Source organism: Pseudomonas sp. CH235 (assembly GCF_004368175.1).
GTDB classification, from domain to species: Bacteria; Pseudomonadota; Gammaproteobacteria; order Pseudomonadales; family Pseudomonadaceae; genus Aquipseudomonas; species Aquipseudomonas paraglycinae.
This window is the reverse complement of sequence record NZ_RRZJ01000020.1, coordinates 66,286-84,457: the sequence shown is the minus strand read 5'-3', so window position 1 is coordinate 84,457 and position 18,172 is coordinate 66,286. Positions and strand designations below refer to the sequence as shown.

The following is an 18,172-nucleotide window of genomic DNA, read 5'->3' as shown; positions in this document are numbered from 1 at the left end:
ATCAGAACGGCTCGTTGCCACGGCGGCGGAACCAGCCTGTCAGCGACAGCCGCTCGCGATTGGCCGGCAACACTTCATGAGGGACTTCGCCGGAGAGAAACACCACCAGACAACCGCCCGTAGGCTGTACGTCATGAACGCGCTCATTCTCCAGGTACATGCGCAGTTGCCCGCCATCCTCCGGCAGCCAGCCGTCATTGAGGTAGATCACCGCCGAGACCATGCGCCGGTCATCGTCGCGAAAACGGTCGACATGCTTGCGATAGAAAGCACCGGGCGGGTACAGGGCGAAATGGCACTCGAAGTCTTCAAGCCCCAGGAACAGGCCCCGGTTGAGCGCCTCGCGCAGGCTGTCCATCAGGTTCAGGTAGCGGTCGCTGGCCTCGGCCTGACCGGGGTCGATCCACTGAATATGGTCGCCACGAATCCCCTCGCGGATCTCCGAAAACGGGCCACGTCCGACCCCCGCCGGCGCCAGTTCACCTTCGGCGTCACGTTTGCGGCACTCGGCCGCCAGTGCGCGGGTCAAATCCGCAGGCAGGAAAATGTTCTGCTGCGACCAGCCGCGCTCGGCCAGGTCGTCGACGATACGTAACAGCAGCGGGTGATCAGAGGATATTTGCATGGCGCGCATAGTATGCCTGCGGCAAGAAATCCGACAGAGCCACGCGGCGGCTTGATACGAATTCTCGACAAGTACTGGCACCGCACGGAGAATAGTCGGCTGCCGACAGGAGTCCTTATGCGCCGTTTGCTTTTTTCACTGTTGATGTTCTGCGTTTTGCCCGCCTGGGCGGACGGCCACGACCAGTTGTATAAGGTCGCCGGCTGGCCAGAACAACGCGCGCATTTCAACGACGCCCTGAGTGCCGCGCAGCAGCGTTACCAGAACAGCCTGCCGCCGGCGGTGTTTCAGGCGCTGGTGAACAACAGCAACCAGCGCTTCGCCCCTCAGGCCGTGGATCAACGCGCCGAAGCGCAGCTGCGCAAGAACCTCGCCGATCCGAAACCGGCCCTGTCGTTCTTTCAGTCACCGCTGGGCAAGAAGATCGTCGCCGCCGAACTGCTGGCGACCCGTCGCGATCAATTGGCAAAGAACGCCAAGGGCCTGCCGAAGATGCCGGCCAGCGACAGTCGCCTGCTGATCATCGGCCACCTCGCCCAGGCCCTGCCCGCCCGTGAAGCCGGTGCCGAAGTCAGCCTGGCGATTGCCGGCGTGGCGGCGGACAGCCTGAGCTCGATGATCCCCGGCCTGCTCGGCGGCGGTCAGGCCCAAGGCATGTTGAACGGTCAACGCCAGCGCCTGATGGATCAGATCGGCGCCGACCTGAACAACACGCTGCTGTACGTCTATCGCGACCTGTCGGATGAAGAACTGGAAGAGTTCGCGACCTTTGCCGAATCCACCGAAGGCAAAGCCTACTATCAGGCCGCGCTGGCCGCGATTCGCGCCGGGCTGGCCGTCGGCCAGAGCACCTCGAACCTCAGTCAGTGATCTAGGGGTTGCGGCCCTTGATCCGCTTGCTCAGGAACTCGAAATACTCCTCGCGCATTTCCGCCGTCTCGTTGGCCAGGTGATGCCGTGCCTCGGCCAGCAGCAGAATCTGCGGCCGGTCGAACTTCCACTTCATCACTTGCAGGTTGTGCTGCCAGTCCACGGTCATGTCCGCCTGGCCCTGAACGATCAGTGGCCGGCGTGGACTTTTCTTCGCGTATTCGACCCGGTTGATCCAGCGTGACAACGCCCCGACCCAGGCAGTCGGCAAGCGTTTGGGCTGCAACGGATCGGCCTGCAGGAACGGCAGGAAATCCGGATCGTTGGAGTTCTCGCTGAAACGCCGGGCGATGCCCCTGACAAAAGGCCTGAGCAGGTAATAACTGAACTGCGACCAGCCCCAGGCACGCGGACGCACCAGCGGCGCCAGCAGAATCAGCTGCCCCTGCGCCGGGCTGTTTTCACCATGATTGAGCACGTGATCGACAATGATCGCCCCGCCGGTGCTTTGCCCGCACAAGTGCCACGGCTGCGGCAGGGCAATCGAGCGCGCCTCGGCGAACAGGCCTTGCAGCGCATCCTGATACTCGGAGAAGTCGCGGATGCTCGCCCGCTCGCCGCTGGACAGACCATGCCCCGGCAGATCGCAGGCAATCACCGCGAAGCCCTGATCCAGCGCCCACTCGATCACATGCAGGTAAAGACCGGTGTGATCATAAAAACCGTGCACCAGAAACAGCGTGGCCCTGGCGGTTTCTGCCGGCCACCAGCAATGACTGACCAGTTGATAGCCATCGATGTCGAACCGGCCCATCCCACGCCAGACATCGCGCTCCGGAAAGTCAGTATTGTAGAACCGCTGATACGCCTTCGCCTCCTCGGACAACGGCTGCCACTCGGCCAAAGGCTTGAGGCTCGCACGCAGATGATCGGGATCGAAGGCAACAGACATGGGCAATTCCAGAACGGTAAACGGACTTTATCGGCCTGCGATATTCATCTGTCGCGGCAAGCATGGCAAGCTAGCGCGCCTCTGAGGATCGAAAACCATGCGTTCGCCCTACCGCACCGCACTGTTTGCCAGCCTGCTCGCCATCGTGTGTGCCGGCGTGCTGTGGGCCGCGTACGACTGGTTTCAGGGCCGCTACCTGCGGGCGTTCAGCGAACACACCGCGGTGTTTTCCGGCGACCCGTTGCGCCTGCCCGACGACCTCGCCGGCCCCGGCAATATCCGTCTGGTGCACTTTTGGGATCCCGCCTGCCCGTGCAACGTCGGCAATCAACAGCACCTGAGCGAGATGGTCGAACAGTTCGGCCCCAAGGGCGTGGAGTTCTTTGCGGTGCAGAAGGCAGGCAGCCACGGCCAGTTGCCCGCCACCCTCAGCAATCTCAAAACCATCGCGGTGTTGCCCGGCTCCGAACAGATTCCTGCCAGCCCGGCCGTGGCGATCTGGGACCGCAGCGGCAGACTGGCGTACTTCGGCCCGTACAGCGAAGGCCTGACGTGCAACTCCAGCAACAGTTTCATCGAACCGATCCTGCAAGCGTTGAGTGATGATCGTCCGGTCAATGCGACTCATACGCTGGCGGTCGGTTGCTACTGCCCGTGGCCGGCGGAGGCGAAGTAAGGCATTCCGGACATTTCAAGGACGGCGATGCGCAGCACACGAGGCGTGTGCTAATTGTTTGCAGCCCGCACGGGCGGCAATCCCGAATGCACAAGGAGTCACCATGAAACGCGTCTTCACCGTTCTTGCCTTGCTCATCGTTGTCCTGCTCGCCGCCGGCGGGTGGTATGTCTACAGCAAGCAACCGACGCGTCAGGGCCAGGTGGAGTTGCGCAACCTGCAAGGCTCGGTGACCGTGCGTTACGACGAGCGCGGTGTGCCGCACATCCGTGCCGAAAACGAGACCGACCTCTACCGCGCCCTCGGCTATGTGCACGCCCAGGATCGCCTCTTTCAGATGGAAGCCATGCGTCGTCTGGCCCGGGGCGAGCTGGCCGAAGTGCTCGGGCCGAAACTGCTCGACACCGACAAGCTGTTCCGCAGCCTGCGCATCCGCGAGCGGGCCGCCAGTTACGTGGCCGGCCTCGACAAGCAGTCACCGGCGTGGAAGGCCCTGCAAGCCTATCTGGACGGCATCAATCAATATCAGGACTCGCACGCCGCCCCTGTCGAGTTCGACGTGCTGGGCATCCCCAAGCGGCCGTTCACCGCCGAGGACAGCATCAGCGTCGCCGGCTACATGGCCTACAGCTTTGCCGCCGCGTTTCGCACCGAACCGTTGCTGACCTACGTGCGCGATCAATTGGGCGCCGATTACCTCAACGTCTTCGACCTCGACTGGCAGCCCAAGGGCGTGCTCGCCAAAGGCCACGCCGGCACCGCACCGGCCCTCGCCGCCGAAGACTGGAAAGACCTGAACACCCTCGCCCGCGTCAGCGAACAGGCATTGATCGACAACGGTCTGCCGCAGTTCGAAGGCAGCAACGCCTGGGTGATCGCCGGCAGCCACAGCAAGAGCACCAAGCCGTTGCTGGCGGGCGATCCGCACATTCGTTTTTCGGTGCCGTCGGTGTGGTACGAGGCGCAGCTGTCGGCGCCGGGTTTTGAACTCTACGGCCATCATCAGGCGCTGGTGCCGTTTGCGTTTCTCGGCCACAACCTGGATTTCGGCTGGAGCCTGACCATGTTCCAGAACGATGATCTGGACCTGATCGCCGAGAAGGTCAATCCGGACAACCCGGATCAGGTCTGGTATCGCGGCCAGTGGACCGACATGGTCAAGACCGAGCAACAGATCGCGGTGAAAGGCCAGACGCCGGTGACCATAACCCTGCGTCAGTCGCCCCACGGGCCGATCGTCAACGACGCCCTCGGTACAGCCGCAGGGAAAACTCCGATTGCGATGTGGTGGGCGTTCCTCGAAACACCGAACCCGATCCTCGAAGGTTTCTACCAGCTTAACCGCGCCGACACCTTGGCCAAGGCTCGTGCCGCAGCCGCCAAGGTGCAGGCGCCGGGGCTGAACATCGTCTACGCCAACGCCAAGGGCGATATCGCCTGGTGGGCCTCGGCGCTATTGCCCAAGCGGCCGGCCGGGGTGAAGCCTGGCTTCATTCTCGACGGCAGCAGCAATCAGGCGGACAAGGACGGCTACTTCCCGTTCAGCGCCAACCCGCAGGAAGAGAACCCGGCGCGGGGCTATATCGTCTCGGCCAACTTCCAGCCCGTGTCGCCGACCGGCATGGAGATTCCCGGTTACTACAACCTCGCTGACCGTGGCCAACAGCTCAACCGCCAGCTCGCCGACAAAAACGTGAAGTGGGACAACGAGGCCAACCAGAGGCTGCAACTGGGCACCGCCACCGGTTATGGCCCGCGCCTGCTGGCGCCGTTGCTGCCGGTGCTGCGTGAAGTGGCGGGCAATCCCGCCGAGCAGAAGCTGATCGAACAACTGGCCCAATGGCAAGGCGACTATCCGCTGGATTCAGTCAGTACGACGGTATTCAACCAGTTCCTGTTCAACCTCGCCGACGCGGCAATGCGCGATGAGCTGGGCAATGATTTCTTCGAAACCCTGCTGTCGACCCGAGTGATCGATGCAGCCCTTCCTAGGCTCGCGGCGAATGCTGATTCACCGTGGTGGGACAACCGCAGCACGCCGAACAAGGAGACCCGCGTCGACACCGTGCGCGCCGCGTGGCAAGCGAGCATGGCGCACCTGAAGTCGACCCTCGGCGACGACGCTTCCGGCTGGCAATGGGGCAAGGCGCACACGCTCACCCATGGTCATCCGCTGGGTCAGCAGAAACCGCTGGACCGCATTTTCAACGTCGGTCCGTTCGCCGCACCGGGCTCACATGAAGTGCCGAACAACCTCTCGGCGAAGATCGGCCCGGCGCCATGGCCGGTGACCTACGGCCCGTCGACGCGGCGGTTGGTGGACTTCGCCGACCCGGCTCACAGCCTGACCATCAACCCGGTCGGCCAGAGCGGCGTGCCGTTCGACAGTCACTATGACGATCAGGCGGAAGCGTATGTGGACGGGATGTATGTGCAGGCGCATTTCAGTGAGGAAGAGGTGACGGCGAATACGCGGAGTACGCTGAAGCTGTTGCCGGCGCGAGCGGCTCAATAGGCGCCGCTCAAACCATCGCCGCAAAATTCAGCCGGAACTGCTGCGGCGTCACCCCCAGCCGCCGGTTGAACACGCTGCGCATATGTTGCGCATCGCGAAACCCGCACTGATACGCCACCGTCTTCAGCGGCGCCCTGGTGCTTTCGAGCATCACCCGTGCCGCATCCACCCGCGCCCGCTCGACGAATTCCGCCGGGGTGACTTTCGCTTCGCGGGCAAACACCCGAGAGAAATTTCGCGCACTCATGTTCGCCGCGTTCGCCAGATCGGCGATGGTCAGGTCGCCCGTGAGATTGGCCAGCACATACAGCTGCACCATCGCCACCGCTGACGTCGGTTCGGCATGAGACGTAAGGAACGGGCTGAACTGCGACTGCCCGCCCGAGCGCTGGGTGAACACCACCAGCCGCTTGGCCACGCTCAGCGCCACCTCGGCCCCGTAATCTCGCGCCAGCAGGTACAGCGACAGATCGATCCCCGCCGTCACCCCCGCCGAGGTGTAGAGCTGGCCATCCTCGACGTACAACCGATCGGCCTCGACCCGGCTCGACGGGCACAACTGCGCCAGCGCTTCGGCGTCGTTCCAGTGGGTGGTGACCGTACGCCCGTCCAGCAATCCTGCACGGGCGAGCATGAACGCGCCGTTGCAGATCGAGCCGAATCGCCGCGCCCTCCCACAGGCCTCACACAGCCAGGCATCAAACGTCTCGCCGAAATCCAGAAACGGCAATTGCGGCCCACCCGCCACCAGCAGCAAGTCATAAGCCTCCTGCGCTTCGCTGAAATACTGGTGAGCACTCAGGGTCAGCCCGTTGGAACACGCCATCGACCCGCGCTCGACACCGATCACGTCGAGCCGGTAATGATCCTCCGGCGCCAGGAAGCGGTTGGCCTCGGCGAACACATCCATGGGCCCGCTGACGTCCAGCGCCTGCACGCCGGGGAACACCACGATGGCGACGGTTCTGTTCATGGCAATCTCGGCTCCCGGGGAATGGCGGATCAGCGCCAACCCTAGCCAATCCTCGCCGCAGAAGCGAGCTGGCACGATTTGCAGGTGGAATGGCAAGGATCGCAGCCATGGATCGATTGTCCGGTTTTGCCCCCGGGAACAGAATTTCCCCATCAGCGCCGTAACGGCGTTTTCGACGAGGAAGCTCAACATGACCACGACCATCGCCGGTATCCAGATCCCCGACAGCGCCCTCGCCCGGGCCACCACCGAGTACATCCGCGACATCGAATCCGACCTGCTTTACCACCACTCGCGCCGGGTGTTTCTGTTCGGTGCGTTGAGCGGTGAGCGCCAGCAACTGGCCTACGATCCGGAGCTGCTGTACGTCGGCGCGATGTTCCACGACCTGGGTCTGGTCGAAGGTCACCGCAGCGATGACGAGCGCTTCGAAGTCGATGGCGCCAACGCAGCCGCTGCGTTTCTGAAACCGTATGGGCTGAGCGACGACGACATCGAGCAGGTCTGGCTGTCGATCGCCCTGCACACCACGCCGGGCATACCGAAGCATCTGCGTCCGACCGTGGCGCTGGTGACCGCAGGCGTCGAGATGGACGTGCTGGGCATGGACTACGCGGCGTTCACCACGGTGCAGCGCGAGGCGGTGGTGCATGCGCATCCACGGGGCGAAGGTTTCAAGGAGTGCATCATCTGCGCGTTCGCCGATGGCTTGCGTCATCGCCCGCAGACTACGTTCGGCAATGTGAAGACCGATGTGTTGAAGGATCAAGCGCCGGGATTCAAGCCGATGAACTTCATCGAAGTGATTCGCCAGTCGCCCTGGGTTTCCTGACGGGCATAAAAAACCTCGCGACCGTTATCGGTCGCGAGGTTTTTTGTACCGGGAGGCTTACGCCGCTTCCGGCGTCGGCGCCCGGCGCACGTCCGGTTGCTTCCACGAATCCGCAGCGCCTTCTTCGATGGCCTGCTGAATCGCTTTCTTGCGAGCTTCTTCGGCACGGCGGCTGAAGAACCAGACCAGGAAGGTCACCAGCGACACCGCCAGCAGAATCAGACTGGCCACGGCGTTGATCTCAGGCTTCACGCCCAGACGCACCGCCGAGAACACTTCCATCGGCAGGGTCGTCGAACCCGGGCCGGAGACGAAGCTCGCCAATACCAGGTCGTCCAGCGACAGCGCGAACGACATCATGCCGCCCGCTGCCAGCGACGGCGCGATCATCGGGATGGTGATCAGGAAGAACACCTTCCACGGACGCGCGCCGAGGTCCATCGCCGCTTCTTCGATCGACAGGTCCAGCTCGCGCAGACGCGCCGACACCACCACCGCCACATACGCCGCACAGAACGTGGTGTGAGCGATCCAGATGGTGACGATGCCCCGCTCCTGTGGCCAGCCGATCATCTGCGCCATCGCCACGAACAGCAGCAACAGCGACAGACCGGTAATCACTTCAGGCATTACCAGCGGCGCGGTGACCAGGCCGCCGAACAGCGTGCGGCCCTTGAAACGGGTGATGCGGGTCAGCACGAAGGCTGCCAGCGTACCCAGCGCCACGGCGGCAATCGCGGTGTAGCAGGCGATTTCCAGCGAGCGCACCACCGAGCCCATCAGTTGCGAGTTGTCGAGCAGGCCGACGTACCACTTCACCGACCAGCCGCCCCACACCGTCACCAGTTTCGAGGCGTTGAACGAGTAGATCACCAGAATCAGCATCGGCAGATAGATGAACAACAGGCCGAGCACCAGCATCAGGCTGGAGAAACGGAAGCGCTTCATTCTTTACCCTCCATTTCCTTGGCCTGACTGCGGTTGAACAGGATGATCGGCACGATCAGGATCGCCAGCATCACCACCGCCAGGGCGGACGCCACCGGCCAGTCACGGTTGTTGAAGAACTCTTGCCAGAGCACTTTACCGATCATCAGGGTTTCCGGACCGCCGAGCAGTTCCGGGATCACGAACTCGCCCACCACCGGGATGAACACCAGCATGCAGCCGGCGATGATGCCGTTCTTGGACAGCGGCACGGTGATTTTCCAGAAGCTGTTGAAGGTGCTCGAACCGAGGTCGGAAGCGGCCTCCAGCAGGCTGGTGTCGTGCTTCACCAGGTTGGCGTACAGCGGCAGGATCATGAACGGCAGGTACGAGTAGACGACGCCGATGTACACCGCGAGGTTGGTGTTGAGGATCTGCAGCGGCTCGTCGATCAAGCCCATGCTCATCAGGAACCCGTTGAGCAGGCCGTTGTTGCTGAGGATGCCCATCCACGCATAGACGCGGATCAGGATCGCGGTCCAGGTCGGCATCATGATCAGCAGCACCAGCACCGTTTGCAGCTCTTTGCGGGCGCTGGCGATGGCGTAGGCCATCGGGTAACCGATCAACAGGCACAGCAGCGTGCTGAAAAATGCCATCTTCAGCGAGCCGAGGTAGGCGGCGATGTACAGCTCGTCGTCGCCGAGCATCGCGTAGTTGCCCAGGTTCAGCAGCAGTTGCAGCTTCTGCTCGGCGTAGGTGTAGATCTCGGTGTACGGCGGGATGGCCACATCCGCTTCGGCGAAGCTGATCTTCAGGACGATGAAGAACGGCAGCATGAAGAACAGGAACAGCCAGATGAACGGAACCCCGATGACCAACTGGCGGCCACCGGGAATTATTCGATTGAGCCGGCGTTTGAATTTGCGCATGTTCATGAGCGAAGTACCACGCCGCTGTCGTCTTCCCACCACACGTAAACCTGATCGCCCCAGGTCGGACGTGCGCCACGGCGTTCGGCGTTGGCCACGAACGACTGCACCAGCTTGCCGCTCGGCAATTCGACGTAGAACACCGAGTGACCGCCGAGGTAGGCGATGTCATGCACCTTGCCGCTCGACCAGTTGTATTCGCAGGTCGGCTGGTCGGCGGTGACCAGCAGTTTTTCCGGACGGATCGCGTAGGTCACGGACTTGTCCTGCACCGAGGTGCTGATGCCGTGGCCGACGTAGATCTGCCGGTCGAGGTCCTTGCAGGTGATGGTCGCGTGGCCTTCGGCATCGTCGATCACTTCGCCTTCGAAGATGTTCACGTTACCGATGAATTCGCAGACCAGACGGCTGGTCGGGGTTTCGTAGATGTCGATCGGGCTGCCGATCTGGGCGATCCAGCCCAGGTGCATGATCGCGATGCGCTCGGCCATGGTCATGGCCTCTTCCTGGTCGTGGGTCACCATCACGCAGGTCACGCCCACGCGCTCGATGATCTCAACCAGCTCGAGCTGCATTTGCGAACGCAGTTTCTTGTCCAGTGCGCCCATCGGCTCGTCGAGCAGCAGCAGTTTCGGCCGCTTGGCCAGCGAACGCGCCAGCGCCACACGCTGACGCTGACCGCCGGACAACTGGTGCGGCTTGCGCTTGGCGTACTGGCTCATCTGCACCAGCTTGAGCATCTCGGCCACGCGGGCGTCGATCTCGGCCTTGGGAATCTTGTCCTGTTGCAGGCCGAACGCGATGTTCTGCGCCACGGTCATGTGCGGGAACAGGGCGTAGGACTGGAACATCATGTTGATCGGTCGCTCGTACGGCGGCATGTCGGTGATGTCGACGCCGTCGAGGAAAATGCGCCCCTCCGTGGGCCGTTCAAACCCTGCCAGCATCCGCAACAGAGTGGATTTGCCCGATCCCGAACCGCCGAGCAGGGCGAAGATCTCGCCCTTCTTGATTTCCAGGGACACATCGTCCACGGCAACCGTCTCGTCGAACTTCTTCGTGACCCGGTCGATTTTGACCAGCACCTGTTTCGGTGTCTGGTCGCCCTCGAGGGCTTTCTTATAGGCGCCGGAGGCAACTGCCATTTACAAAACTCCCAGAAAAAAAGAGTGCAGTTCGCCCACGCAAGACGAACCCAGGATAGTTTGTACGTTGAAGCTATTTACCCGACTTGACCTTGGTCCAGCTGCGGGTCATCAAACGCTGAATGTTCGGCGGCAACTCGATCGACACATAGGTCTTGTCGAGCACGGCCTGCGGTGGATAAACCGACTCGTCGGTGCGGATGGACTGCTCCATCAGCTTGTCCGAACCCGGGTTGGGGTTGGCGTAACCGACGTAATCACTGACCTGGGCGATCACCTCAGGTTTCAGCAAATAGTTGATGAAGGCGTGGGCCTCTTTGACGTTGGCCGAATCCTTCGGAATCGCCAGCATGTCGAACCACAGCGCGCCGCCCTCTTTCGGGATCGAGTAGGCGATGTTCACGCCCTTCTTGGCTTCTTCGGCGCGATTCTTGGCCTGGAAGATGTCGCCGGAGAAACCGATGGCCACGCAGATGTCGCCGTTGGCCAGATCGCCGATGTATTTCGAGGAGTGGAAGTAGGTTACGTACGGACGCACCGCCAGCAGTTTGGCCGTGGCCTTCTCGTAATCCTTGGGATTGGTGCTGTTGGCGTTCAGGCCCATGTAGTTGAGCACGGTCGGCATCATTTCATCGGCCGAATCGAGGAACGCCACGCCGCAGCTGTGCAGCTTCTTGATGTTCTCCGGCTCGAACAGCACGCTCCAGGAGTCGATCTTGTCGACGCCGAGCACGGCTTTCACTTTGTCGACGTTGTAGCCGATGCCGTTGGTGCCCCACAGGTACGGTACGGCGTACAGGTTGCCCGGATCGTTCTGTTCCAGGCGCTTGAGCAGCACCGGATCGAGGTTGGAATAGTTCGGCAGTTGCGCCTTGTCGAGCTTCTGGAACGCGCCCGCCTTGATCTGCTTGCCGAGGAAGTGGTTCGACGGCACGACCACGTCGTAACCGGTACGCCCGGCGAGCAGTTTGCCTTCCAGGGTTTCGTTGGAGTCGAACACGTCGTAGACCGGTTTGATCCCGGTGTCTTTCTGGAAATCGGCCAGGGTGGTCTCGCCGATGTAATCCGACCAGTTATAAATATGCACAGTACCGGCGGCTTGGGCACCGACAGCGAACGTCAGGCCGGCAGCGGCCAGCAGGGCATTGCGCAAAGAAGAAAAAATAGGCAAGTGGAGGTCCTCTAATTTAGTTGGGCCCAAGTTGCCCCGTGCTGCATGACAGTCACGGTTGCCCGGCAACAAAACCGGCGCGCAACTTACCTTCGAAAAACCGTTCCAGCAAAACTTTCTGTCATTTAATTGCACCACTGACCGCCCAGATGAAGGCGACGGCCAGCGGTGACTGCTTCAAACCGGCTTATTTACCGGATTTGATCTTGGTCCAGCTGCGAGTGATCAGGCGCAGGGTAGGTGCGTCCAGATCGCTGATCGCATAGAGCTGCTTCTTCACTTCAGCCGAAGGGTAGATGCTCGGATCGCTGGTGATTTCCTTGTCCACCAGGGCGGTGGCCGCCTTGTTGCCGTTCGGGAAACGCACGGCGTTGGTGATTTCGGCCATCACTTTCGGCTCGAGCAGGTAGTTCATGAACTTGTAGGCGGCTTCGACGTTTTCGGCATCCTTGGGAATGGCGACCATGTCGTAGAAAGTACCGGCACCTTCTTTCGGAATGGTGTAGGCCAGTTTGACCTTGTCACCGGCTTCCTTGGCGCGGGTCTTGGATTGTTCCAGGTCACCCGAGTAGCCGACCGCCACGCAGATGTTGCCGTTGGCCAGGTCCGAGATGTACTTCGAGGAGTGGAAGTAAGCCACCGAAGGACGGATCTTGAGGAACAGGTCTTCGGCGGCTTTCAGGTCAGCCTTGTCCTTGCTGTTGGTCGGCTTGCCCAGATAGTGCAGAGCCGCGGGAATCATTTCGGTCGGCGCGTCGAGGAAGCTCACACCGCAGCTTTTCAGCTTCTCGATGTTTTCAGGCTTGAACACGATGTCCCAGGAATCGATCTTGTCGATGCCCAGTGCAGCCTTGACCTTGGCCGGGTTGTAGCCGATGCCGATCGAACCCCACATGTACGGGAACGCGTGCTTGTTGCCCGGGTCGCTGGCGTCGCCAACGGCCTTGAGCAGGTCTTCGTCGAGGTTCTTCCAGTTCGTCAGCTTGGACTTGTCCAGTTCCTGATAAACGCCGGCCTTGATCTGTTTGGCCAGGAAGTTGTTGGAAGGCACCACGATGTCGTAACCGGATTTGCCGGCCAGCAGCTTGGCTTCCAGGGTTTCGTTGCTGTCGAAAACGTCATAGACGACCTTGATGCCCGTCTCTTTTTCGAAATTGGCAACCGTGTCCGGCGCGATGTAGTCGGACCAGTTGTAAACGTGCAACACCTTGTCGTCCGCCTGAACCGCACCCGCCATCACGCCCATCAGGGACATGGCGAGCAGAGTCTTGCCAGCGAGCTTTTTGCCTAATGCCTTCATGCGTTAATGCTCCAAATTTTTCTTTTTTGAACCACTTTGTTCAGCGGCCGAACCCGGACAACTGGAACCGCGGCTAGTCTGGCAAGATCCGAGGCGGTCTTTCAAGAAAAGACCAGCCTTTCTGACAGCTCCGAGCGACAGCGCAACAGCTCCATCGCTCAGAGCCTAGCACTTAGCCCTGCAACGCACTCAGGGTCAGGTCCAGGCACTTGCGTGCCTTTGTCACCAGCTCGTCGATCTCCGCCTTGCTGATCACCAGCGGCGGCGCGATGATCATGGTGTCGCCCACGGCGCGCATGATCAGCCCGTTGTCGAAGCAGAACTGGCGGCAGATCATGCCCACACCCTTGCCTTCGTAACGCTTGCGAGTGGCCTTGTCCTGCACCAGCTCGATGGCCCCCAGCAGACCGACTCCGCGCACTTCACCCACCAACGGGTGATCGTTCAGTTCGCGCAGACGTTTCTGCAAATACGGTGCCGTTTCTTCATGGGCGCGTTCGATGATTTTCTCTTCGCGCAGAATCCGGATGTTTTCCAGACCTACTGCCGCCGCTACCGGGTGACCGGAGTAGGTAAAGCCGTGGTTGAAGTCGCCACCCTCGTTGAGCACCGCCACCACTTCGTCGCGCACGATCAGGCCACCCATCGGGATGTAGCCCGACGTCAGGCCTTTGGCGATCGTCATCATGTGTGGCTTGAGGTCGTAGAAATCGCTGCCAAACCATTCACCGGTACGGCCGAAACCGCAGATCACTTCATCGGCCACGAACAGGATGTCGTACTTGGCGAGGATTTCCTTGATGCGCGGCCAGTAGGTGTCTGGCGGAATGATCACGCCGCCGGCGCCCTGGATCGGCTCGGCAATAAAGGCACCGACGTTGTCGACGCCGACTTCCAGGATCTTTTCTTCCAGCTGATTGGCCGCCCAGATCCCGAACTCTTCCGGGGTCATGTCGCCGCCTTCGGCGAACCAGTACGGCTGCGCGATGTGGACGATGCCCGGAATCGGCAGGTCGCCCTGTTCATGCATGTAGGTCATGCCGCCCAGGCTCGCGCCGGCCACGGTGGAACCGTGGTAGCCGTTCTTGCGGCTGATGATGACTTTCTTGTTCGGCTGGCCCTTGATCGCCCAGTAGTGGCGAACCATACGCAGCATGGTGTCGTTGCCTTCGGAACCGGAGCCGGTGAAGAACACGTGGTTCATGCCTTCCGGCGCCACGTCGGCGATGGCCTTGGCCAGTTCCAGCGCCGGCGGGTGCGCGGTCTGGAAGAACAGGTTGTAGTAAGGCAGTTCGCGCATCTGTTTGGCGGCAGCATCCGCCAGCTCATCGCGTCCATAACCGATCGCCACACACCACAGACCCGCCATGCCGTCGAGGATCTTGTTGCCCTCGCTGTCCCACAGGTACACGCCCTTGGCGTTGGTGATGATCCGTGGACCCTTTTCTTTCAGCTGCTTGAAGTCGCTGAACGGGGCCAGGTGGTGATCGCTGCTGAGGGCTTGCCACTCACGGGTTTGCGGGTTGTTGCTGGTCATGCCAATTCTCCTTGTTATCGGTGAAGGCGCGGCGGCTGGCCACCGCGCCCGGCGTATCAGACGGCGAAGAGCAGGTACTCACGCTCCCAGGAACTGATCACGCGCTTGAAGTTTTCATGCTCGGCCCGCTTCACCGCGACGTAGCCGGTGATGAAGGTCTTGCCCAGGTATTTCTCGATGGTCGCGCTGTTTTCCATGCGCTCCAGCGCGTCCTCGATGGTCAGCGGCAGGCGCAGGTTGCGGCGCTCGTAGCCACGGCCCACAACCGGTGCGCTCGGGTTGATGCCTTCGACCATGCCGATGTAGCCGCAGAGCAGGCTCGCGGCAATCGCCAGGTACGGGTTGGCGTCGGCGCCCGGCAAACGGTTTTCCACCCGACGGTTCTGCGGGCCGGCATCCGGGACGCGCAGGCCCACGGTGCGGTTTTCTTCGCCCCACTCAACGTTCACCGGTGCCGAGGTATCCGGCAGGAAGCGGCGGAACGAGTTGACGTTCGGTGCGAACAGCGGCAACAACTCAGGGATCAGTTTCTGCAGGCCACCGATGTGGTGCAGGAACAGCTGGCTCATGGTCCCGTCGTCATTGGAGAACACGTTCTTGCCAGTCTCGATGTCGATGATGCTCTGGTGCAGGTGCATCGCACTGCCCGGCTCGCCGGTCATCGGCTTGGCCATGAAGGTCGCGGCCACGTTGTGCTTGAGGGCGGCCTCGCGCATGGTGCGCTTGAACACCAGAATCTGGTCGGCCAGGGACAGGGCATCGCCGTGACGGAAGTTGATTTCCATCTGCGCCGTGCCGTCCTCATGGATCAGCGTGTCGAGGTCCAGCTCCTGCAATTCGCACCAGTCGTAGACGTCTTCGAACAGCGGATCGAATTCGTTCGCCGCTTCGATGGAGAACGACTGGCGACCGATCTCCGGACGCCCGGAACGGCCGACCGGCGGCTGCAACGGATAGTCAGGGTCGTCGCTGCGCTTGGTCAGGTAGAACTCCATTTCCGGCGCCACGATCGGCTGCCAGCCCTTGTCGGCATAGAGTTTCAGGACTTTCTTGAGGACGTTGCGCGGCGACAGCTCGATCGGGTTGCCTTGCTTGTCGTAGGTGTCGTGGATCACCTGGGCGGTCGGCTCGATGGCCCATGGCACCAGGTACACGGCGTTCTGGTCGGGACGGCAGATCATGTCGATGTCGGCCGGGTCGAGCAGTTCGTAATAGATGTCGTCTTCGACGTAGTCGCCGGTCACGGTCTGCAACAGAACGCTCTCTGGCAGGCGCATGCCTTTTTCGGCGATGAACTTGTTGGTCGGCGAGATCTTGCCCCGGGTGATGCCGGTCAAGTCGCCGATCATGCATTCGACTTCTGTGATCTTGTGGTCTTTCAACCAATCGGTGAGCTGGTCGAGGTTGTTACTCATAAATGCCTCTGGGCTGAGTCTCCTGACAGATGTCAGGCAATGTTTGACGCACCAGGCGTCGCGTTAAAGGGCCTTGCTTGCGCGCAGTGCCGGCTTACGCCCGGCACCGCGCATAGACAATGAAGGAGGAGCTTACCTGCCCTTTACGCTGGCGTTGCATTTCCTGTGCACATCCCGGGCGTGCAGAATCACGGGCACGGCGACGGACGCGGTGCAGGCCGGGAGCAGGAAAGAGATCTATATTGAAAGGAGAACCGCTAAAGAGGATGCCCTCGCACACGTCCAGAATATCGGACGCTGGCGCTCGATCTGCCATGGGCTGGGAGATCGCTGGCACGTTGCAGGCCTTGCTGGCCGCGCTGCGGACGGACGTGTCGCCACTGATGTGATAAGCATGCAGACCGGACTGCAAAGAGCAGTCGGTGACGCCGATTAACGGCAGGCGAGACATGAAGCACCCCGGTATTATTGCTGTTATGGGTTTGATCCGAGCTTAGCCTTGTTCATTTTTTTACACAACACCCCCGTAAAAAATACAACACGGCCTGCTCAAGCCTGCGGGTGGCGCGTCCTTCACGGATAAAAAAATGCCCCAAAGTGCCCCATAAATGCCCTCGTGGCGCTTTTTCAGGGCAGAAAAGGCCTCGCTTGACTTCGGCAGGCCGTTCGGGTTGACTGAAACCAGAAAAGATCAATGATTGATATTTTTAACAACAAAGGTGTTGCATCATGTCGGTACCCCCGCGTGCCGTTCAGCTTAACGAAGCGAACGCGTTCCTTAAGGAACATCCTGAGGTTCTGTACGTTGACCTTCTGATTGCGGATATGAATGGTGTGGTGCGCGGCAAGCGCATCGAACGCACCAGCCTCCACAAGGTTTACGAGAAAGGCATCAACCTGCCGGCCTCTCTATTTGCTCTGGATATCAATGGCTCCACGGTGGAAAGCACCGGCCTGGGCCTGGACATCGGCGACGCCGACCGTATCTGCTATCCAATCCCCGATACCCTGTGCAACGAGCCATGGCAGAAGCGCCCGACCGCGCAACTGTTGATGACCATGCACGAACTCGAAGGTGACCCTTTCTTCGCCGACCCGCGCGAAGTGCTCCGTCAAGTTGTTGCAAAGTTTGACGAGCTGGGCTTGACCATCTGCGCCGCATTCGAACTCGAGTTCTACCTGATCGACCAGGAAAACGTGAACGGCCGCCCTCAGCCGCCACGCTCGCCGATCTCCGGCAAACGCCCGCATTCGACCCAGGTCTACCTGATCGACGACCTCGACGAATACGTCGACTGCCTCCAGGACATTCTGGAAGGCGCCAAAGAGCAAGGCATCCCGGCCGACGCCATCGTCAAGGAAAGTGCCCCGGCGCAGTTCGAAGTGAACCTGCACCACGTCGCCGACCCGATCAAGGCATGCGACTACGCGGTCCTGCTCAAGCGTCTGATCAAGAACATCGCCTACGACCATGAAATGGACACCACCTTCATGGCCAAGCCGTACCCGGGCCAGGCAGGCAACGGTCTGCACGTCCACATTTCGGTTCTCGACAAAGAAGGCAAAAACATTTTTGCCAGCGAGGATCCCGAGCAGAACGCCGCGCTGCGTCACGCGATCGGCGGTGTGCTCGAGACCCTGCCCGCGCAGATGGCTTTCCTCTGCCCGAACGTCAACTCCTACCGTCGTTTCGGCGCACAGTTCTACGTGCCGAACTCGCCGAGCTGGGGCCTGGACAACCGCACCGTGGCCCTGCGCGTACCGACCGGCTCCGCCGACGCGGTCCGCCTGGAACACCGCGTTGCCGGCGCCGACGCCAACCCGTACCTGCTGATGGCTTCGGTCCTGGCGGGCGTGCACCACGGCCTGACCAACAAGATCGAGCCACCGGCTCCGACCGAAGGCAACAGCTACGAGCAGAACGAGCAGAGCCTGCCGAACAACCTGCGCGATGCCCTGCGCGAGCTGGACGACAGCGAAGTGATGGCCAAGTACATCGATCCGAAATACATCGATATCTTCGTCGCCTGCAAAGAGAGCGAGCTGGAGGAGTTCGAACACTCCATCTCCGACCTCGAGTACAACTGGTACCTGCACACCGTTTAAGCGGATTGCAGGAATAAAAAGCGCTGCCGGCTTCATCAGCCCGCAGCGTTTTTTTATGGCCGCCTGCGGCGGATCGCTGGCAAGCCAGCTCCCACAGGGTTCTGTTGTGTACTCAAATCTTGTGTTCGACACAGATACCTGTGGGAGCTGGCTTGCCAGCGATGGCGGCCGACAAGACAACGCAAGAGCCGGCTCG

Annotated in this window: 16 protein-coding genes; 5 read left to right on the top strand and 11 right to left on the bottom strand. The window is 61.2% G+C overall.

Annotated features, from left to right (window positions below):
* Position 1: 1 nt before the first annotated feature.
* Positions 2 to 634 (bottom strand): 2OG-Fe(II) oxygenase, encoded by a 633-nt coding sequence (locus tag EIY71_RS19815; RefSeq protein ID WP_085746727.1) that lies wholly within the window; start codon positions 632 to 634, stop codon positions 2 to 4.
* Between the two features lie 108 nt (positions 635 to 742).
* Here EIY71_RS19815 and EIY71_RS19810 point away from each other — a divergent pair, with 108 nt between their 5' ends.
* Complete coding sequence (locus EIY71_RS19810; protein ID WP_039765403.1) at positions 743 to 1,495, top strand: DUF2059 domain-containing protein; 753 nt, start codon at positions 743 to 745, stop codon at positions 1,493 to 1,495.
* A 1-nt stretch (position 1,496) separates the two neighbouring features.
* On the opposite strand, the gene EIY71_RS19805 is transcribed toward EIY71_RS19810, so the two are convergent.
* Entirely contained in the window at positions 1,497 to 2,447 is a 951-nt protein-coding gene (locus EIY71_RS19805) for an alpha/beta hydrolase (protein ID WP_134022809.1), read from the bottom strand.
* 97 nt (positions 2,448 to 2,544) lie between these two features.
* On the opposite strand from EIY71_RS19805, the gene EIY71_RS19800 reads away from it, so the two are divergent.
* Together EIY71_RS19800 and EIY71_RS19795 are read left to right on the top strand one after the other, a co-directional pair.
* A complete protein-coding gene (locus tag EIY71_RS19800; RefSeq protein WP_134022807.1) occupies positions 2,545 to 3,123 on the top strand; it encodes a DUF6436 domain-containing protein in 579 nt (192 codons plus the stop codon).
* Between the two features lie 103 nt (positions 3,124 to 3,226).
* Entirely contained in the window at positions 3,227 to 5,638 is a 2,412-nt protein-coding gene (locus EIY71_RS19795; protein ID WP_134022805.1) for a penicillin acylase family protein, read from the top strand.
* A gap of 7 nt (positions 5,639 to 5,645) precedes the next feature.
* On the opposite strand, the gene EIY71_RS19790 is transcribed toward EIY71_RS19795, so the two are convergent.
* Complete coding sequence (locus EIY71_RS19790; protein ID WP_134022803.1) at positions 5,646 to 6,611, bottom strand: GlxA family transcriptional regulator; 966 nt, start codon at positions 6,609 to 6,611, stop codon at positions 5,646 to 5,648.
* Between the two features lie 190 nt (positions 6,612 to 6,801).
* On the opposite strand from EIY71_RS19790, the gene EIY71_RS19785 reads away from it, so the two are divergent.
* Positions 6,802 to 7,443 carry an HD domain-containing protein gene (locus tag EIY71_RS19785; RefSeq protein ID WP_134022801.1) on the top strand — a complete coding sequence of 214 codons (642 nt, stop codon included), beginning with the start codon at positions 6,802 to 6,804 and terminating at the stop codon, positions 7,441 to 7,443.
* Between the two features lie 57 nt (positions 7,444 to 7,500).
* Here EIY71_RS19785 and EIY71_RS19780 read toward each other — a convergent pair whose 3' ends face one another.
* The 8 genes from EIY71_RS19780 to EIY71_RS19745 all read right to left on the bottom strand — a co-directional run bounded on the left by EIY71_RS19780 (position 7,501) and on the right by EIY71_RS19745 (position 16,321).
* On the bottom strand, positions 7,501 to 8,391 hold the full coding sequence (locus EIY71_RS19780; protein ID WP_007953503.1) for an ABC transporter permease subunit: 891 nt from the start codon (positions 8,389 to 8,391) through the stop codon (positions 7,501 to 7,503).
* Entirely contained in the window at positions 8,388 to 9,269 is an 882-nt protein-coding gene (locus EIY71_RS19775; RefSeq protein WP_170844921.1) for an ABC transporter permease subunit, read from the bottom strand. Before EIY71_RS19775 ends, EIY71_RS19780 begins: the two co-directional genes overlap by 4 nt.
* Positions 9,270 to 9,304: 35 nt before the next feature.
* The gene (locus EIY71_RS19770; protein ID WP_007953506.1) at positions 9,305 to 10,447 is read right to left on the bottom strand and encodes an ABC transporter ATP-binding protein; all 1,143 of its coding nucleotides are present in this window, start codon (positions 10,445 to 10,447) and stop codon (positions 9,305 to 9,307) included.
* A gap of 73 nt (positions 10,448 to 10,520) precedes the next feature.
* Positions 10,521 to 11,618, bottom strand: coding sequence for a polyamine ABC transporter substrate-binding protein (locus EIY71_RS19765; RefSeq protein WP_102685818.1), 1,098 nt, complete (start codon positions 11,616 to 11,618; stop codon positions 10,521 to 10,523).
* A gap of 187 nt (positions 11,619 to 11,805) precedes the next feature.
* Positions 11,806 to 12,918, bottom strand: a complete 1,113-nt coding sequence (locus EIY71_RS19760) for a polyamine ABC transporter substrate-binding protein (RefSeq protein WP_085746731.1) — start codon at positions 12,916 to 12,918, stop codon at positions 11,806 to 11,808.
* Positions 12,919 to 13,090: 172 nt separating this feature from the next.
* Positions 13,091 to 14,455 (bottom strand): aspartate aminotransferase family protein, encoded by a 1,365-nt coding sequence (locus tag EIY71_RS19755; RefSeq protein ID WP_039765388.1) that lies wholly within the window; start codon positions 14,453 to 14,455, stop codon positions 13,091 to 13,093.
* Positions 14,456 to 14,511: 56 nt separating this feature from the next.
* Positions 14,512 to 15,870, bottom strand: coding sequence for a glutamine synthetase family protein (locus EIY71_RS19750; RefSeq protein ID WP_011336448.1), 1,359 nt, complete (start codon positions 15,868 to 15,870; stop codon positions 14,512 to 14,514).
* 94 nt (positions 15,871 to 15,964) lie between these two features.
* Positions 15,965 to 16,321, bottom strand: coding sequence for a gamma-glutamyl-gamma-aminobutyrate hydrolase family protein (locus EIY71_RS19745; RefSeq protein ID WP_129972266.1), 357 nt, complete (start codon positions 16,319 to 16,321; stop codon positions 15,965 to 15,967).
* 278 nt (positions 16,322 to 16,599) lie between these two features.
* On the opposite strand from EIY71_RS19745, the gene EIY71_RS19740 reads away from it, so the two are divergent.
* Positions 16,600 to 17,976, top strand: coding sequence for a glutamine synthetase family protein (locus EIY71_RS19740; protein WP_011336449.1), 1,377 nt, complete (start codon positions 16,600 to 16,602; stop codon positions 17,974 to 17,976).
* The last annotated feature ends 196 nt before the right edge of the window (positions 17,977 to 18,172 follow it).